General features: G+C 54.0%; 16 protein-coding genes, 1 pseudogene and 1 other annotated feature. Of the genes and pseudogenes, 11 read left to right on the top strand and 6 right to left on the bottom strand.

Features of this window, described 5'->3' with window-relative positions; genetic code table 11:
• The gene (creC, locus tag IAE27_RS09185) at nt 1–1,425 is read left to right on the top strand and encodes a two-component system sensor histidine kinase CreC (RefSeq protein ID WP_154022784.1); all 1,425 of its coding nucleotides are present in this window, start codon (nt 1–3) and stop codon (nt 1,423–1,425) included.
• A gap of 57 nt (nt 1,426–1,482) precedes the next feature.
• Nucleotides 1,483–2,841: pseudogene (creD, locus tag IAE27_RS09190) on the top strand (cell envelope integrity protein CreD).
• Nucleotides 2,842–2,894: 53 nt separating this feature from the next.
• Here creD and arcA read toward each other — a convergent pair.
• Nucleotides 2,895–3,611, bottom strand: coding sequence for a two-component system response regulator ArcA (arcA, locus tag IAE27_RS09195; protein ID WP_002887843.1), 717 nt, complete (start codon nt 3,609–3,611; stop codon nt 2,895–2,897).
• Nucleotides 3,612–3,706: 95 nt separating this feature from the next.
• Between arcA and yjjY the strand changes: the two genes are divergently transcribed.
• From yjjY to thrC, 6 genes are all read left to right on the top strand, one after another.
• Nucleotides 3,707–3,847, top strand: coding sequence for a protein YjjY (gene yjjY / locus IAE27_RS09200; protein ID WP_001541509.1), 141 nt, complete (start codon nt 3,707–3,709; stop codon nt 3,845–3,847).
• A 398-nt stretch (nt 3,848–4,245) separates the two neighbouring features.
• The gene (locus tag IAE27_RS09205) at nt 4,246–4,932 is read left to right on the top strand and encodes a tRNA/rRNA methyltransferase (protein ID WP_017145035.1); all 687 of its coding nucleotides are present in this window, start codon (nt 4,246–4,248) and stop codon (nt 4,930–4,932) included.
• Between the two features lie 212 nt (nt 4,933–5,144).
• Nucleotides 5,145–5,213: a thr operon leader peptide gene (thrL, locus tag IAE27_RS09210; protein ID WP_004222578.1), complete on the top strand. Its 69-nt coding sequence runs from the start codon at nt 5,145–5,147 to the stop codon at nt 5,211–5,213.
• Nucleotides 5,152–5,269, top strand: a sequence feature (Thr leader region). Its footprint overlaps the gene before it by 62 nt.
• A gap of 25 nt (nt 5,270–5,294) precedes the next feature.
• Nucleotides 5,295–7,757 (top strand): bifunctional aspartate kinase/homoserine dehydrogenase I, encoded by a 2,463-nt coding sequence (thrA, locus tag IAE27_RS09215; RefSeq protein ID WP_023320300.1) that lies wholly within the window; start codon nt 5,295–5,297, stop codon nt 7,755–7,757.
• Nucleotide 7,758: 1 nt separating this feature from the next.
• Nucleotides 7,759–8,688 carry a homoserine kinase gene (gene thrB, locus IAE27_RS09220; RefSeq protein ID WP_004110407.1) on the top strand — a complete coding sequence of 310 codons (930 nt, stop codon included), beginning with the start codon at nt 7,759–7,761 and terminating at the stop codon, nt 8,686–8,688.
• A gap of 3 nt (nt 8,689–8,691) precedes the next feature.
• Nucleotides 8,692–9,972, top strand: a complete 1,281-nt coding sequence (gene thrC / locus IAE27_RS09225) for a threonine synthase (protein WP_004108418.1) — start codon at nt 8,692–8,694, stop codon at nt 9,970–9,972.
• Nucleotides 9,973–10,023: 51 nt separating this feature from the next.
• Here thrC and yaaA read toward each other — a convergent pair whose 3' ends face one another.
• The gene (gene yaaA / locus IAE27_RS09230; RefSeq protein ID WP_070556339.1) at nt 10,024–10,797 is read right to left on the bottom strand and encodes a peroxide stress protein YaaA; all 774 of its coding nucleotides are present in this window, start codon (nt 10,795–10,797) and stop codon (nt 10,024–10,026) included.
• Nucleotides 10,798–10,874: 77 nt separating this feature from the next.
• A complete protein-coding gene (locus IAE27_RS09235; protein ID WP_004108414.1) occupies nt 10,875–12,305 on the bottom strand; it encodes an alanine/glycine:cation symporter family protein in 1,431 nt (476 codons plus the stop codon).
• 203 nt (nt 12,306–12,508) lie between these two features.
• Between IAE27_RS09235 and tal the strand changes: the two genes are divergently transcribed.
• The 3 genes from tal to IAE27_RS09250 all read left to right on the top strand — a co-directional run bounded on the left by tal (nt 12,509) and on the right by IAE27_RS09250 (nt 15,580).
• Nucleotides 12,509–13,462: a transaldolase gene (tal, locus tag IAE27_RS09240; protein ID WP_004108412.1), complete on the top strand. Its 954-nt coding sequence runs from the start codon at nt 12,509–12,511 to the stop codon at nt 13,460–13,462.
• A 99-nt stretch (nt 13,463–13,561) separates the two neighbouring features.
• The gene (mog, locus tag IAE27_RS09245) at nt 13,562–14,149 is read left to right on the top strand and encodes a molybdopterin adenylyltransferase (RefSeq protein WP_004108410.1); all 588 of its coding nucleotides are present in this window, start codon (nt 13,562–13,564) and stop codon (nt 14,147–14,149) included.
• Between the two features lie 120 nt (nt 14,150–14,269).
• Nucleotides 14,270–15,580: an MFS transporter gene (locus tag IAE27_RS09250; RefSeq protein ID WP_200092313.1), complete on the top strand. Its 1,311-nt coding sequence runs from the start codon at nt 14,270–14,272 to the stop codon at nt 15,578–15,580.
• Between the two features lie 47 nt (nt 15,581–15,627).
• Here the strand turns inward: IAE27_RS09250 and satP are convergent, their stop codons facing one another.
• The 3 genes from satP to IAE27_RS09265 form a co-directional block, all read right to left on the bottom strand.
• Nucleotides 15,628–16,194, bottom strand: a complete 567-nt coding sequence (gene satP, locus IAE27_RS09255) for an acetate uptake transporter (RefSeq protein WP_004110413.1) — start codon at nt 16,192–16,194, stop codon at nt 15,628–15,630.
• 89 nt (nt 16,195–16,283) lie between these two features.
• On the bottom strand, nt 16,284–17,033 hold the full coding sequence (gene msyB / locus IAE27_RS09260; protein ID WP_004108405.1) for an acidic protein MsyB: 750 nt from the start codon (nt 17,031–17,033) through the stop codon (nt 16,284–16,286).
• Between the two features lie 28 nt (nt 17,034–17,061).
• Nucleotides 17,062–17,466: a DUF2541 family protein gene (locus IAE27_RS09265; RefSeq protein WP_115240015.1), complete on the bottom strand. Its 405-nt coding sequence runs from the start codon at nt 17,464–17,466 to the stop codon at nt 17,062–17,064.
• Nucleotides 17,467–17,648 lie beyond the last annotated feature (182 nt).

Consider the following 17,648-nt stretch of genomic DNA (forward strand, 5'->3'; position numbering starts at 1 on the left):
ATGCGCATCGGAATGCGGCTGCTGCTGGGCTATTTTTTGATTGTCGCTATCGCGGCCTGGTTTGTGCTTTCCATCTTTGTCCAGGAGATTAAGCCCGGGGTGCGGCGGGCAACGGAAGGTACGCTGATTGATACGGCCACCTTGCTTGCCGAGTTGGCCCGCGAGGATTTACTCTCCGCCGATCCCCAGCATGGGCGGCTGGCCCAGGCTTTCCAGTCGCTTCATCGACAACCGATTAACGCCAATATCGCCGGCATTAATAAAGTGCGTAACGAATATCATATCTATCTGACCGACGCGCAGGGCAAAGTGGTATTTGATTCGGCGGGCAAAGCGCTGGGACAGGACTATTCGCGCTGGAACGATGTCTGGCTCACTTTACGCGGTCAATATGGGGCGCGCAGTACCCGCAGCGACCCGAACGACGACAACAGCTCGGTGATGTATATTGCCGCGCCGGTGAGCGACAATGGCCGGATCATTGGCGTGCTGAGCGTTGGGAAACCCAATCTGGCCATGGCCCCGGTAATCAAACGCAGCGAGCGCCGTATTCTGTGGGCCGGAGGCGCGCTGCTGGGTATCGCGCTACTGATCGGCGCCGGGATGGTGTGGTGGATTAATTTCTCCATCGGCAAGCTGGTTCGTTACGCGGACTCCGTGACCGCCGACCGCCCGGTTCCGTTGCCGGATGTCGGCGGCAGCGAACTGCGTAGGCTGGCGCAGGCGCTGGAGAGTATGCGCCTTAAGCTGGAAGGAAAAAACGCCATTGAAAACTACGTGTATGCCTTGACCCATGAGCTGAAGAGCCCGCTGGCGGCGATTCGCGGCGCGGCAGAAATTCTCCAGGAAGCGCCTCCGCCTGAGATCGCCGCGCGTTTTACCCGTAATATCCTGGCGCAGAATGCGCGTATGCAGTCGCTAGTAGAAAATTTACTCCAGCAGGCCCGACTGGAGAATCGGCTGGAGATCGCCAGGCGTCCCGTCTCTGTAGCGGCGCTTTTTCGCCGCCTTGCCGAGGAGCGAGAGATCGCGCTGGCGGCGAAAAAACTCAGGCTACGCTGGCAGGAGACAACCCTGACGGTTGAGGGCGATCGCGAGCTTTTGGCGCAGGCGTTGGGCAATCTCCTTGATAACGCTATTGATTTCACTCCTGTGGAAGGAGAGATCCTGCTTGGCGCGGAAGAAAACGATGGCGGCGTACTCTTGACCGTAAGCGATACGGGAAGCGGTATTCCAGATTATGCGCTGGGGCGTATTTTTGAGCGTTTCTACTCACTGCCGAGCGACGATGGACATAAAAGCAGCGGCCTGGGGCTGGCATTTGTGCGTGAGGTTGCGCGCCTGCATCAGGGGGATATTCAGCTGATTAATCGCCCTGAAGGCGGGGTGTGCGCTTTGCTGAGACTTCACGCTCACTTCACATAGCTTCAAACTCTCCCCACATAGCCTCTTTAAGGTGAGCGCATCACTAAGGAGAGGGCTATGTTGAAATCACCACTATTCTGGAAAATGAGCACCCTGCTGGGATGTATTTTACTGTTGTCGATCCCGCTGATGATTGTCAGACAGCTGATCGACGAACGCGCGGATTATCGTAGCGACGTCATTGAGGCTCTGGAAAGCAGCACCAGCGGGGCGCAGAAGCTGGCCGGGCCGTTCATCGCCATTCCCGTAACCGAGACGTTGACTCGGGTTGAGGGCAAAAAAACGGTCGAATATCAGAACCAATGGGTGCATTACTGGCTGCCGGAGACGCTGGCGATTAACGGTAATCAGGACGTTGAATCCCGGCGGGTCGGTATCTATGAAGGGCAAATCTGGCACAATAATCTCAGCATCAAGGCGCATTTTGACCCGGCATGAATCACGGCGCTCAGGAAAAGTACGATTACGCTGGGGAGGCCATTTCTGGTCGTTAGCGTTAGCGATGCGCGCGGGATTGGCGAGATTAAGGCTCCTGAGGTCAACGGCGAGACGCTGTCCGTTGAGCCAGGGCCCGGCACTGGCGAGAGCGGAGAGGGCATTCATATGCCAATGCCGCTGTTGTTACCTGAACAAAAAGCGCTGGATATTGAATTCACACTTAATCTGAATGGTAGCGGCAGCTTCTCGGTGGTACCGCTTGGGCGCAACAGCACGCTACAGCTAACCAGCAACTGGCCGCATCCGGGATTCCTTGGCGATTTTTTACCCGGCAAGCGTGAGGTTAGCCCAACAGGCTATAGCGCACAGTGGCAAAGCACCTGGTTTGCCAACAATATGGCCAGGTTTTTTGTCGATGACCGGGAAATTGAGTGGCGTCAGCTACCTGCATTCAACGTGAATGTCACCACGCCTGCCGATCAATATCAGCTGACCGACAGGGCGACAAAATATGCCATTCTATTGATAGCACTGACATTTATGGCGTTCTTTGTGTTTGAAAGTTTAACCCTTTATCGTATGCACCCCATGCAGTATATGCTGGTGGGGCTGTCGCTGGTTATGTTCTATCTGGTGCTGCTGGCGCTGTCCGAACATATCGGCTTTACGTCATCATGGATTGCCGCCAGTTTGATCGGCGCGCTCATCAATGGCGTGTATCTTCAGGCGGTGCTGAAAGGGTGGCGGAATAGCTTCCTGTTCGTCTGTGCGCTACTGCTGCTGGATGGCATTATGTGGCTGCTGCTGCGTTCGGAAGATAGCGCATTATTGCTGGGTACCGGTGTGCTGCTGCTGGCGTTAAGTGCGCTTATGTTCCTGACTCGCCATGTTGACTGGTACGCGTTATCTCTACCGAAAGCCAAAGATAATCAGCCATGTGTTGGCGATGATGACGATAAGCTCAGGATCTGGAAATAAAAAAACGGCGCGAATAGCGCCGTTTTTACGTTATGACAGCAAGAAAAACGGAGTTATTCCTGCAGGTCGCCACAGAAGCGGTACCCCTCGCCATGAATGGTGGCGATAATTTCCGGGGTGTCCGGAGTGGACTCAAAATGCTTACGAATGCGACGGATGGTCACGTCCACGGTACGGTCGTGCGGCTTCAGCTCACGGCCGGTCATTTTCTTCAGCAGTTCTGCACGCGACTGGATTTTGCCCGGATTTTCGCAGAAGTGCAGCATGGCGCGGAATTCACTGCGCGGCAGCTTATACTGCTCACCATTTGGGCTTACCAGCGAACGGCTATTGATATCCAGCTCCCAGCCGTTGAACTTATAGCTTTCTACGCTGCGGCGTTCTTCGCTCACGGTACCCAGGTTCATGGTACGGGAGAGGAGGTTGCGAGCGCGGATCGTCAGTTCACGCGGGTTGAACGGTTTAGTGATATAGTCATCGGCGCCGATTTCGAGGCCAAGGATTTTATCCACTTCGTTATCGCGACCGGTGAGGAACATCAGCGCGACGTCCGCCTGCTCACGCAGCTCGCGTGCTAACAGGAGACCATTTTTGCCTGGCAGGTTGATATCCATGATCACCAGGTTGATATCATTTTCAGACAGGATCTGATGCATTTCCGCGCCATCGGTCGCTTCGAATACATCATAACCTTCTGCTTCGAAAATACTTTTTAACGTGTTGCGTGTTACCAACTCGTCTTCAACGATAAGAATGTGCGGGGTCTGCATGTTTGCTACCTAAATTGCCAACTAAATCGAAACAGGAAGTACCAAAGTCCCTGACCTGCCTGGTGCATGTCGCAAATTAACATGCCCGGCGTAACATGACTAAAGTACGTAATTGCGTTCTTGATGCACTTTCCATCAACGTCAACAACATCATTAGCTTGGTCGTGGGTACTTTCCCTCTGGACCCGACGGTGTCAAAAACGGCTGTCATCCTAACCATTTTAACAGCAACATAACAGGCTAAGTGAGGCATGACACCCAATAAAACTACGCTTCGTTGACATATATCAAGTTCAATTGTAGCACGTTAACAGTCATGTGAAATCATTGCATCTAAACCGGATTCATACTCACAATTCATACCCTGCTCAACTAGTTGCAATGAGAAAATAATAAACGTGGTGAATCCAAAGCTTCAAAACGTATTCGGGCATAAATCTCATTGCCAAACATACGGATAAAGCTGTTCTGTTAACATACTCTGTGTCATGGTGCCTTGGGAATAGTTTAGTTTTTTTTATGGGTGATAAAGCTCAAATTTAGTGATTTTTGTTGCAAATTTGTAAATTTACGGCGCGTAAAATGAAGGGATGAATTGTCATTTCCACGCCTGGAAAAGCAAAAGAGAGAACGAATGCGTTTATCAATAGTATTAGTGTCCCCGGCGCGGGCAGAAAACGTGGGTGCGGCAGCCAGGGCAATGAAAACTATGGGGTTTAGCGATATGAGGATCGTCGATAGCGAGGCTCATTTGCAGCCTGCCGCGCGCTGGGTCGCGCACGGCTCCGGCGATATTCTCGATAATATTCAGACTTATGCCACTCTGGAGCAGGCGCTACACGATGTCGATTTTACCGTCGCCACGACGGCCCGCAGTCGGGCTCGTTTTCACTACTACGCGACGCCGCAGCAGCTTTTACCGCTACTGGAAGAGAAAGCGCAGTGGATGCATCATGCCGCGCTGGTATTTGGCCGTGAAGATTCCGGTCTGACCAATGAAGAGCTGGCGCTTGCCGATGTGCTGACCGGCGTGCCGATGGCGGCAGACTATCCTTCGCTGAATCTGGGGCAGTCGGTGATGGTATATTGCTATCAGCTGACCTCTTTGCTGCAAAAAACCACGACCGTAGCCCCAGGCGTCGATGACAATCAGCTGCAGGCGTTACGTCTGCGCACGCTCGATCTGCTCAATCGCCTCGGCGTAGGCGACGATATAAAATTGACCGACTGGCTTCAGCAGCGAATAGGTCTGCTGCAGCAGCGAGACACCGCCATGCTGCATCGTTTACTGCATGATATTGAAAAAAACCTTCCAGAGTAAAGCTCTGCCATGTTGTTTCAACATAGTTTTATGTGCTAAAAAACAACGAAGAGATGCGTAAATACGGATGAAGTATCAGGTTGTTGTGGCGTATTGGCCAGGTGCATAAAAACCGGCTAAAAGTAGAAATTCATTGACTTAAGTCGGCAGATACTTTAACCAATATAGGCACAGGACACAGACAGATAAAAATTACAGAGTACACAACATCCATGAATCGCATCGGCATGATCACCACGATTATCACCACCACTATTACCACAGGTAACGGTGCGGGCTGACGCGTACAGGAAACACAGAAAAAAGCCCGCACCTGAACAGTGCGGGCTTTTTTTTCGATAAAAAATCAAGGGGTCATAACCATGCGTGTGTTGAAGTTCGGCGGTACATCAGTGGCAAATGCAGAACGTTTTCTGCGTGTTGCCGATATTCTGGAAAGTAATGCCAGGCAGGGGCAGGTAGCGACCGTACTGTCTGCCCCGGCGAAGATCACTAACCACCTTGTTGCGATGATCGAAAAAACGATCGGCGGGCAGGATGCGTTGACCAATATCGCTGATGCCGAACGCATTTTCGCCGAACTTCTGCAAGGGCTCGCCGATGCTCAGCCGGGCTTTCCACACGCTCAGCTGAAGGTTTTTGTCGAGCAGGAATTTGCGCAAATCAAACACGTTCTGCACGGTATTAGCCTGCTTGGGCAGTGTCCGGATAGCGTTAACGCGTCCCTTATTTGCCGGGGTGAAAAGCTCTCAATCGCCATTATGGCCGGCTTGCTGGAAGCGCGCGGTCATAACGTCACGGTGATTAACCCGGTTGAAAAACTGCTTGCCGTTGGCCATTACCTCGAATCCACCGTAGATATCGCAGAGTCGACTCGTCGCATTGCCGCCAGCCAGATCCCGGCTGACCATATGGTGCTGATGGCGGGCTTTACCGCGGGTAACGAAAAGGGTGAGCTGGTGGTGCTGGGGCGTAACGGCTCTGACTACTCCGCAGCGGTACTGGCAGCCTGCCTGCGCGCCGACTGCTGTGAAATCTGGACCGACGTTGACGGCGTTTATACCTGCGACCCGCGTCAGGTCCCGGATGCGCGTCTGTTGAAGTCGATGTCCTATCAGGAAGCGATGGAGCTTTCCTACTTCGGCGCTAAAGTTTTGCACCCGCGTACTATCGCCCCCATCGCCCAGTTCCAGATCCCCTGTTTAATCAAAAATACCGGTAATCCGCAGGCGCCGGGTACGCTTATCGGCGGCAGCAGCGATGAAGACGATCTGCCGGTGAAAGGTATCTCTAATCTCAACAACATGGCGATGTTCAACGTCTCCGGTCCGGGGATGAAGGGGATGGTTGGCATGGCGGCGCGCGTGTTCGCCACTATGTCCCGTGCGGGAATCTCCGTCGTACTTATCACCCAATCCTCTTCCGAATACAGCATCAGCTTCTGCGTGCCGCAGAGCGACTGCGCTCGGGCGAAGCGGGTAATGGAAGATGAATTCTATCTGGAGCTGAAAGAGGGGCTGCTTGAGCCGCTGTCGATCATGGAACGCCTGGCAATTATTTCGGTTGTCGGCGATGGCATGCGGACGCTACGCGGGATTTCCGCCAAATTCTTCGCTGCGCTGGCGCGCGCCAATATCAACATTGTGGCGATTGCACAGGGCTCTTCCGAGCGCTCCATCTCCGTTGTCGTCAGCAACGATGATGCGACCACAGGCGTTCGCGTGACTCACCAGATGCTGTTCAATACCGATCAGGTGATTGAAGTGTTTGTGATTGGCATCGGCGGCGTCGGCGGCGCGTTGATCGAACAGATTAAGCGCCAGCAGGGCTGGTTGAAGAGTAAACATATTGACCTGCGCGTTTGCGGGGTAGCCAACTCTCGCGCTTTACTGACCAACGTACACGGTCTGAACCTGGAACACTGGCGCGATGAGCTGGCGGAAGCCAAAGAGGCGTTCAACCTGGGACGACTCATTCGTCTGGTGAAAGAGTACCATCTGCTGAATCCGGTGATTGTCGACTGTACCTCCAGCCAGGCGGTGGCCGATCAGTATGCCGATTTCCTGCGCGAAGGCTTCCACGTGGTGACGCCGAACAAAAAGGCCAATACCTCATCGCTGGATTACTATCATCAGCTGCGTCATGCCGCGAGCAGCTCACGACGCAAGTTTCTCTACGACACCAACGTCGGCGCGGGGCTGCCGGTAATCGAGAACCTGCAAAATTTGCTGAATGCCGGTGATGAACTGCTGCACTTCTCCGGTATTCTGTCCGGCTCGCTGTCATTTATCTTCGGCAAGCTGGATGAGGGCGTAAGCTTCTCTGCCGCGACGAAGCTGGCGCGTGAGATGGGCTATACCGAACCGGATCCGCGCGACGATCTTTCTGGCGTTGATGTCGCGCGTAAGCTGCTGATTCTGGCTCGTGAAACCGGGCGAGAGCTGGAGCTGTCTGACATTATCGTAGAGCCGGCGCTGCCGGCGGATTTTGATGCCAGCGGTGATGTTGACAGCTTTATGGCGCGTCTGCCGTCACTGGATGATGAGTTTGCGTCACGGGTCGCTAAAGCGCGCGATGAAGGTAAAGTCTTGCGTTATGTTGGCAATATCGAAGAGGATGGCACCTGCCGCGTGAAAATTGCCGCGGTAGACGGCAACGATCCGCTGTTTAAAGTGAAAAACGGCGAGAATGCGCTGGCGTTTTACAGCCACTATTATCAGCCACTGCCGCTGGTGCTGCGCGGTTATGGCGCGGGGAATGATGTCACCGCGGCTGGCGTTTTTGCCGATCTGCTGCGTACCCTGTCATGGAAGTTAGGAGTTTAAGATGGTCAAAGTATATGCCCCGGCTTCCAGTGCCAACATGAGCGTCGGGTTTGACGTGCTGGGCGCGGCGGTAACGCCGGTCGACGGCACGCTGCTGGGGGACAACGTCTCGGTTGAAGCGGCGGCGAGCTTTAGCCTGCAAAACGTGGGTCGCTTCGCCAGTAAACTGCCGACGGCTGCGCAGGAGAATATCGTCTATCAATGCTGGGAGCGTTTTTGCCAGGAGATTGGCAAACAGGTACCGGTGGCGATGACGCTGGAAAAAAACATGCCGATTGGTTCCGGCCTGGGCTCCAGCGCCTGTTCCGTGGTTGCCGCGCTGGTGGCGATGAATGAATTCTGCGGTAAGCCGCTCAATGAGAGCCGAATGCTGGCGCTGATGGGCGAGATGGAAGGGCGGATTTCCGGCAGCATTCACTATGATAACGTCGCCCCTTGCTATCTGGGCGGGATTCAGCTGATGCTTGAGGAAAACGGCATCATCAGCCAGCAGATACCGGCATTTGATGAATGGCTGTGGGTGCTGGCCTATCCGGGGATTAAAGTCTCAACTGCGGAAGCGCGGGCCATTCTCCCGGCGCAGTATCGCCGTCAGGACTGTATTGCCCACGGTCGCCATCTGGCGGGCTTTATTCACGCCTGCTATAGCCGTCAGCCTCAGCTGGCGGCGAAGTTGATGAAAGATGTCATTGCCGAACCGTATCGTACCAAACTACTGCCGGGCTTCAGCGAAGCGCGTCAGGCAGCAATGGAAATTGGCGCGCAGGCGTGCGGCATTTCCGGTTCCGGTCCAACGTTGTTTGCATTATGCGATAAACCGGAAACCGCGCAGCGCGTCGCCGACTGGCTGGCTACGCACTATCTGCAAAATAAGGAAGGCTTCGTTCATATTTGCCGGCTGGACACGGCGGGCGCTCGAGTAGTGGGATAACCAATGAAACTCTATAACTTAAAAGATCATAACGAACAGGTCAGCTTTGCGCAGGCCGTTACGCAGGGGCTTGGCAAGCATCAGGGGCTGTTCTTCCCGCACGATCTGCCGGAATTCAGCCTGACTGAAATCGACGAAATGCTGCAGCAGGACTTCGTGTCGCGTAGCGCAAAAATTTTGTCGGCATTTATCGGCGACGAGATCCCGCAGGAGGTTCTGCAAGAACGTATCGGCGCCGCCTTTACCTTCCCGGCACCGGTAAGTAAAGTGCAGGACGACGTCGGCTGCCTCGAACTGTTTCACGGTCCGACTCTGGCGTTTAAAGACTTCGGCGGCCGCTTTATGGCGCAAATGCTGACCCATATCGCAGGCGACAAACCGGTCACTATTCTGACGGCCACCTCGGGCGATACCGGCGCGGCGGTTGCGCATGCGTTCTATGGTCTGCCTAACGTCAAAGTCGTCATTCTCTATCCGCGCGGCAAAATCAGCCCGCTGCAGGAAAAGCTGTTCTGCACCCTGGGCGGCAACATTGAAACCGTAGCAATCGACGGTGACTTTGATGCCTGCCAGGCGCTGGTTAAGCAGGCATTTGATGATGAAGAGCTGAAAGCTGCGCTGGGTCTTAACTCGGCTAACTCAATCAATATCAGCCGCCTGCTGGCGCAGATTTGCTACTACTTTGAAGCCGTTGCTCAGCTGCCTCAGGAAGCCCGTAATCAGCTGGTTATCTCGGTACCCAGCGGTAACTTTGGCGATCTGACCGCCGGTCTGCTGGCTAAATCTCTGGGGCTGCCGATCAAGCGTTTTATCGCGGCGACTAACGCCAATGATACCGTGCCGCGCTTCCTGCAGGACGGTAACTGGTCGCCAAAAGCGACTCAGGCCACGCTGTCTAACGCGATGGACGTCAGCCAGCCGAACAACTGGCCGCGTGTGGAAGAGCTGTTCCGCCGTAAAATCTGGCGTCTGAACGAGCTGGGCTACGCGGCGGTGGATGATGAAACCACCAAGAAGACCATGCGTGAGCTGAAAGCCATCGGCTATACCTCTGAACCGCATGCGGCGATTGCCTATCGCGCGCTACGCGACCAGCTGCAGCCTGGCGAATATGGCCTGTTCCTCGGCACGGCGCATCCGGCGAAATTTAAAGAGAGCGTGGAAGAGATTCTGCAGGAGACGCTGCCGCTGCCGAAAGAGCTGGCCGATCGTGCCGATTTGCCGCTGCTGTCGCATGATCTGCCGGCTGATTTTGCCGCGCTGCGTAAGCTGATGATGGGTTAAGCCTGATTCAGCGCTCCCCTCCTGCATTATCCGCAGCAGGGGAGCGTGTTTTTACTGCTCGTGGCGTTTAAAGACCAGTTCTCCGTTATCCGAAGCCTCGGCGTCAAAGAAATAGCCTTCACTATCAAAGTGGGTCAACTGCTCAGGCTTCGTTAAGCGATTCTCAATGATATAACGACTCATCAAGCCGCGCGCTTTTTTAGCGTAGAAGCTGATCACTTTAAACTTGCCGTTTTTCTCATCAAGGAATACCGGCTTAATCAGCTGGCCCTCAAGCCGTTTGGCTTTCACCGACCTGAAGTATTCATCAGAGGCAAGGTTGACCACGATATCGTCGCCCTGGGCTTTCAGTGCCTGATTCAGCTTATCGGTGATGACGTCTCCCCAATAGTGATACAGGTCTTTACCCCTCGCATTCTCAAGCTTAATACCCATTTCCAGGCGATACGGCTGCATCAGATCCAGCGGGCGCAGAACGCCATACAGGCCGGACAGCATCCGCAGATGCTGCTGGGCAAAATCGAAATCAGCTTCGCTAAAGGTCTCTGCCTGCAGGCCGGTATAGACATCGCCCTTAAACGCCAGGATCGCCTGACGGGCATTGTCCGGGGTGAAGTCTGGCTGCCAGTCGTGGAAGCGGGTCGCGTTCAGATCGGCCAGCTTGTCGCTGATGCCCATCAGTTTAGCAATCTGTGGTGCCGACAGCTGGCGGGCAATGCCGATAAGCTCCTGAGAGTGTTCCAGCAGCTCTGGCTGAGTATAACGCGTCGTTGCCAGCGGACTTTGATAATCAAGCGTTTTGGCAGGTGAAATCAGAATGAGCATATCCAGTCCTTACGGGAAATTTTTGACGACTTTAGCAAAAAAACCTCAAGAGAGGATCGATAGCTGCGATTGCCGCGCTATTCGCGCGGCAGGTTATCCCAGGTTCCCGGTACCAGCTGTTGATGGATTTCAGGGTAGCGGGTGACGTCAAATTCCGGCCGCTGGCCCAGCTTGCGCTGCCGCAGGTAATCGCTGGCAATGATGCGCACCGTCGGCGACAGCAGCAGGATAGCCGTCAGGTTAGTTATCGCCATCAGCGCCATGATAATATCCGCCATCTGCCAGACTACCGGCAGGCTGACTACCGCTCCGGTGATGACCATGCACAGCGTCAGCAGACGCAGCAGCCAGATGTTGCGGAGGCTATCCATGCGCAGAAAGATGAGGTTATTTTCGGCATAGATATAGTTTGCGACGATCGAACTGAAGGCGAACAGCAGCACGATACAAGCGACAAAGCTGGCACCCCAGTCGCCGACAAGATTGTTCATCGAGTGCTGGATAGCCTGAATACCGTTTGCCACCCCTTCATTGCCGTCTCTTGGCGCCAGCATAATGATCACGGCGCTGGCGGTACAGATGACGATGGTATCAATAAAGACGCCGATCATTTGTACGATCCCCTGCGCTGCGGGATGAGGTGGCCAGGAGGCAGCGGCGGCGGCAGAATTTGGCGTCGAACCCATACCCGCTTCATTGGAGAACATCCCGCGCTGAAAGCCGCTGGTGAGCGCCTGGCTGATGGTATAGCCCACCGCGCCTGCAGCGGCCTCCTGCCAACCGAAAGCGCAGCGGAAAATAATTTCAAAAATCGTCGGCAGGGCGCTGATATGCCACAAGCCAATGACCAGGCTGGCCATCACCCACAGCAAAGCCATAGCCGGCACGAGCCACTGCATCAACCGCGCTACGCCGCGAATACCGCGAATGATGACCAGTAGGGTCAGGGCCGCAAGCACGCCGCCAGTGATGACATCAGGTAAACGAAACGCATACTCCATGGCATGGGCAACGGAGTTGGCCTGGACGGTGTTAAAAATAACACCGTAGGCCAGCAGGAGAAGAATAGAGAACAGCACGCCCATCCAGCGCATGCCGAGCCCCCGGGCCATATACCAGGCCGGACCGCCGCGAAAGTGGCCGCGAGAGTCGCGCTCTTTATAAAGCTGCGCCAGAGAGCATTCGGCGAAGCTGCTGGCCATGCCGAGCAGCGCCGAGATCCACATCCAAAAAACGGCGCCCGGGCCGCCAGCGGCAATGGCCAGCGCAACCCCAGCCATATTGCCGCTGCCCACGCGCGCCGCCAGGCTCATGCACAGCGCCTGAAAAGACGTTAAGCCGCCGGGCTGCGGCTGAAGGCTTTTTTTCAGACTTTTGCTGAACTGGCGGATATAACGGAACTGAATATATTTTGTTCGCCAGGTAAACCAGACGCCAGCGCCCAGTAACAGGTAGATCATTACCGAGCCCCAAAGTATTTCATTGATAAACGACAGAAAATCAGGCATCAAGCATCCTCTTGCCCATATCGGCGCGCGAGTGTAAGCGCTACCAATCCAGTGACAATCCTTTAGTGTTCAGGTAATTAATTGGCCCAGTTTATCACACTCTGCGCTCATGCATTGTAGGCGGTTGCGCTGCCCCGGCAGCGTGTTATCATCTTGGCAGACCGGTTACATCCCCTTAACTGCTGTTTAAGAGAAACACTATCATGACGGATAAATTGACTTCTCTGCGTCAGTACACCACTGTCGTAGCTGATACCGGAGATATCGCGGCAATGAAGCTGTATCAGCCTCAGGACGCCACGACTAACCCTTCTTTGATTCTCGGCGCGGCTCAGATCCCTGAGTACCGTAAGCTGATTGATGACGCTGTTGCCTGGGCTCGCGGCCAGAGTAGCGATCGCGCGCAGCAGATTATCGATGCTTCCGATAAGCTGGCGGTGAACATTGGTCTCGAAATCCTTAAGCTGATCCCTGGCCGTATTTCCACCGAAGTCGATGCTCGTCTGTCCTATGACACCGATGCATCTATCGCCAAAGCTAAGCGCCTTATCAAGCTGTATAACGATGCCGGCATCAGTAACGATCGCATTCTGATCAAACTGGCTTCTACCTGGCAGGGCATTCGCGCCGCTGAGCAGCTGGAAAAAGAAGGCATCAACTGTAACCTGACTCTGCTGTTCTCCTTCGCTCAGGCGCGTGCTTGCGCGGAAGCGGGCGTATTCCTGATTTCTCCGTTTGTGGGCCGTATCCTCGACTGGTACAAAGCGAACACCGATAAGAAAGAATACGCGCCGGCAGAAGATCCGGGCGTAGTGTCCGTGAGCGAAATCTACGAATACTACAAACAGCACGGCTACGAAACTGTGGTTATGGGCGCAAGCTTCCGTAACCTCGGCGAGATCCTGGAACTGGCCGGCTGCGATCGCCTGACCATCGCTCCGGCCCTGCTGAAAGAGCTGGCTGAAAGCGAAGGCGCGGTTGAGCGTAAACTGTCTTTCAGCGGCGAAGTGAAAGCCCGTCCGGCTCGCATCACCGAATCCGAATTCCTGTGGCAGCACAATCAGGATCCGATGGCGGTAGACAAACTGGCGGAAGGTATCCGTAAGTTTGCGATCGACCAGGAAAAACTGGAAAAAATGATCGGCGATCTGCTGTAATCTCCCATGTGGCCGACGCCCGTCGGCCACATTAAACTGTCTGCCTTGCTCCCCTCGGTGTATTATTCTGGCTATTAATACTGTTTGAACGGAATAATCATGAACACCTTACGAATCGGCTTAGTTTCCATCTCCGATCGCGCCTCCAGCGGCGTCTATCAGGATAAAGGCATCCCGGCGCTCGAAGAGTGGCTGGCCCGTGCGCTATCCACGCCTTTCGAATTGCAAACCCGCTTGATCCCGGATGAACAGGTTATTATCGAGCAAACGCTGTGCGAACTGGTTGATGAAATGGGCTGTCATCTGGTCCTGACTACCGGTGGCACGGGCCCGGCTCGCCGTGACGTGACCCCGGATGCGACGCTGGCGATTGCCGATCGGGTGATGCCAGGCTTTGGCGAGCAAATGCGCCAGGTGAGCCTGCATTTTGTGCCGACGGCCATTCTTTCTCGCCAGGTTGGCGTTATTCGCAAGCAGGCGCTGATCCTTAACCTGCCCGGGCAGCCGAAAGCGATTGAAGAAACCCTGGAAGGCGTAAAAGATGCTGAGGGTAACGTGCTGGTGCACGGAGTTTTTGCAAGTGTACCGTATTGTGTACAGTTGCTTGAGGGGCCATATGTCGAAACAAACGGCAATGTTGTAGCAGCTTTTCGCCCTAAAAGCGCGAGACGTGAAACATTATCCTGAATTTAATGCATTCCTGAAATAACCTACAACATCAGTGGTGTGTTGTTTTATTTACGATATAGTGTTTTTTACTTTACACACTGCGTAGAATCTCTTCACACCTCTGGATGATTGCTCGTTATGTCACACTATACCCGACCCCTGAACCGACAGGATTATAAAACCCTGACGCTTGCCGCGCTTGGCGGCGCGCTGGAGTTTTATGATTTCATCATCTTTGTTTTCTTTGCCGCCGTTGTCGGCGAGCTGTTTTTCCCGGCGGATATTCCTGAGTGGCTGCGACAGGCACAAACTTTCGGCATTTTTGCGGCAGGCTATTTAGCGCGTCCTCTTGGCGGCATCATTATGGCCCACTTTGGCGATCTGGTTGGTCGTAAGAAAATGTTTACTTTGAGCATTTTACTGATGGCGCTGCCTACGCTGGCGATTGGTCTGCTGCCTACCTACGCGTCGATGGGCATCGTGGCGCCGATTTTGCTGTTGCTAATGCGCATTCTTCAGGGCGCAGCAATTGGCGGCGAAGTTCCCGGCGCCTGGGTCTTCGTTGCCGAGCATGTACCGGAAAAAAGAATAGGTATCGCCTGCGGTACGCTGACTGCCGGTCTGACGGTGGGTATTTTACTCGGTTCGGTCGTCGCGACGCTGATTAATACGCACCTCACCCCTCAGGGTATCCACGATGGCGGCTGGCGTATCCCGTTCCTGTTAGGCGGCGCATTTGGCCTCGTCGCCATGTATCTGCGCCGTTGGCTTCAGGAGACGCCGATTTTCCTCGAAATGCAGCAGCGTAAGGCATTAGCGCAGGAGCTGCCGGTTAAAGCCGTCGCGCTGAAGCATCAGAAGGCGGTTGTGGTCTCAATGCTGCTGACCTGGCTGTTATCCGCAGGCGTGGTGGTGGTGATCCTCATGTCTCCGGTCTGGCTACAAAAACACTACGGCTTTGCTCCCGCCATCACCCTGCAGGCGAACAGCATCGCTACCATCATGCTCTGTATCGGCTGCCTGCTGGCAGGCCTGGCCGCCGATCGTTTTGGCGCCAGCCGCACGTTTATTGTCGGCAGCTTATTCCTCGCTGCGGCAAGCTGGGCTTTCTATCATCTTTCCGGTGATAGCCCGCAGCGCCTGTTCCTGCTCTACGGTACGGTGGGGTTATGCGTTGGCGTGGTCGGGGCGGTTCCGTATGTGATGGTGCGCGCGTTCCCGGCGGAGGTCCGATTTACCGGTATTTCGTTCTCTTATAACGTCTCTTACGCCATCTTTGGCGGCCTGACGCCGATTGCGGTGACCATGCTGATGGGCGTTTCGCCGATGGCGCCCGCGTGGTACGTGCTGGCACTGTCGTTTATGGGATTGGGGTTGGGGATCTGGCTGCGTCAGGGACTGGATCAGCAGGTTGCAGCGCCGAAAGCTGAACTGCAGCGTCTGCCTTAAATCAAGGTGACCCATGTCGCCGCTCGCGAACGAGCGGCGACAATGAATTAATGCTTTTCGCCGATTGGCAGAACGGTGCGGCCAAACTGTTCGTTCAGCACTTCACCCATCGCCAGATAGATGGCGCTGCCGCCGCAGACCAGACCCACCCAGCCAGCAATCTTCACAATGCCTTCGTTATCAGCCAGGTGGCCAATCGCCAGCAGAGCGAACAACACGGTCAGGCTGAGGAAAACAAACTGCAGCATACGTGCGGCTTTCAGAGTGCCAAAGAACATGAACAGGGTGAAAACGCCCCACAATCCAAGGTACATACCGAGGAAGTGTGCATCAGGCGCTTCAGCAAGGCCCATTTTCGGCATCAGAAGAATGGCAACCAGCGTCAGCCAAAAAGCGCCGTAAGACGTAAATGCGGTTAAGCCAAAAGTGTTGCCTTTTTTAAATTCCAACAGGCCGGCAAAAATCTGCGCAATGCCGCCATAAAAAATGCCCATCGCCAGGATAGCTACATCAAACGCGAACAGGCCGCTATTTGCCAGGTTAAGCAGAATAGTGGTCATGCCGAAGCCCATAAGGCCCAGCGGTGCCGGATTAGCCAACTTAGTGTTGCCCATAATTCCTCAAAATAATGATTAGAAAGGGAAGCATTCCCCGCCGTCTCTGCGTCGGGGCGCGGCATAATAATTAGGCGTTACGATACTGTCTATGATCTGGCGGGGTATTTTTCGCCAATTTCATTTTTTCCCTGATGAAGTCTGGTCATTTGCCTTAAACAGGCAATATGCAACACGGCTGGAATGGTCACCCGATATGCGCTGCCGCTCACGGCTTTTACCCCATTAAACGCGGCGCCGAGCGGTCCGCCAAGCCCTGCTCCGCGTACCAGCCCGTGGCCGATGACGCTCACCGCGGCGTGGGTGCGGAGGATCTTCGTCAGTCGGGTTTCAAGAAGATGCGAGACTCCCTGCGCTAACTTATTTGTCTGAAGCAGATGGGGAAGCAGTTCTTTCTGCTCTTTGACACGACACTCAACGGCACTAAAGAAGTCGGCTTTTTGCCGCTCATCCATCTTTTTCCAGCTATGCTCCAGAAAGTGTTCCAGGAGATGTTGTTCTATTTCCGGGGTAGAGGCTTGTTTATCGGTTTTGATTTTTAGTCTCTTGCAGACGTCCAGCAAAATTTCGCGATAGAACTTGCCATGACGACGCAGCGTGTTGGCGATGCTATCACCGCCAAAGTGCTGGAGTTCCCCGGCAATGAGCTGCCAGTTGCGGCGATAGCGCTCAGGGTGTCCTTCCATCGCCTGAAAGGTTTCATTACGCAATAGCGTACTTGAAAGCCGGGGTTTTCCATTCTCATTGTGAGTCAGAATTCGAGTGAATGTTTCCAGATGCTCTTCGCTGCAGCGATGCAGAAAAGAGAGGTCTTCATCATCCAGATAATTAATCTTCATAAGCGTTTTGATAATGTGAACCGGAATATTAATCGTCGCCGATAATTTTTAGCGAGGCCATATCGGAAGAGTTAATGGTGTGACCAGAAAAAGCGATTTTTTTAACGCAGCGTTTGTTGTCGTTGTCGCTATTAATATTAATCCAGCCGGTCGTTTCCCCTTCTTTTATAGTTGACGGGACGCTGAGGCTTTGGCTGGTGCTGTTGCTGACTTTGAAGTACACCGTTACGCCGGACAGCTGGACATCGCCGCGATCGGCAGTCAGCTGGATACGCTTAATTACCCTGCATATCGGTAGCTTCAGGGTGAGATCGTTAGTCTCATTTCGCGGCATGGCGACAACCCCTAAAATTTTATGATCGTTAGCGGACGCCGACGCGACTAACGTTGCGCTCAAAAATAATCCTGCTGATATATGAATCAGTGATTTCATGAGGATTTCCTGATTATTAGATGGGTTATTAGGACGACGCATTTTATCACTGGAACTTTATTGTATTTAGCACGTAATGATTGCGGATTATGTCAATTACGGTGTGAATGTATTTAGGTTTAATTATAATTTTAAATTATGTAATGGGCGTTTTTAGCGCGGCATTTCGCGCGTTTTCGGCT

This window comes from Klebsiella sp. S69 (assembly GCF_016516145.1).
Lineage (GTDB): Bacteria > Pseudomonadota > Gammaproteobacteria > Enterobacterales > Enterobacteriaceae > Klebsiella > Klebsiella oxytoca.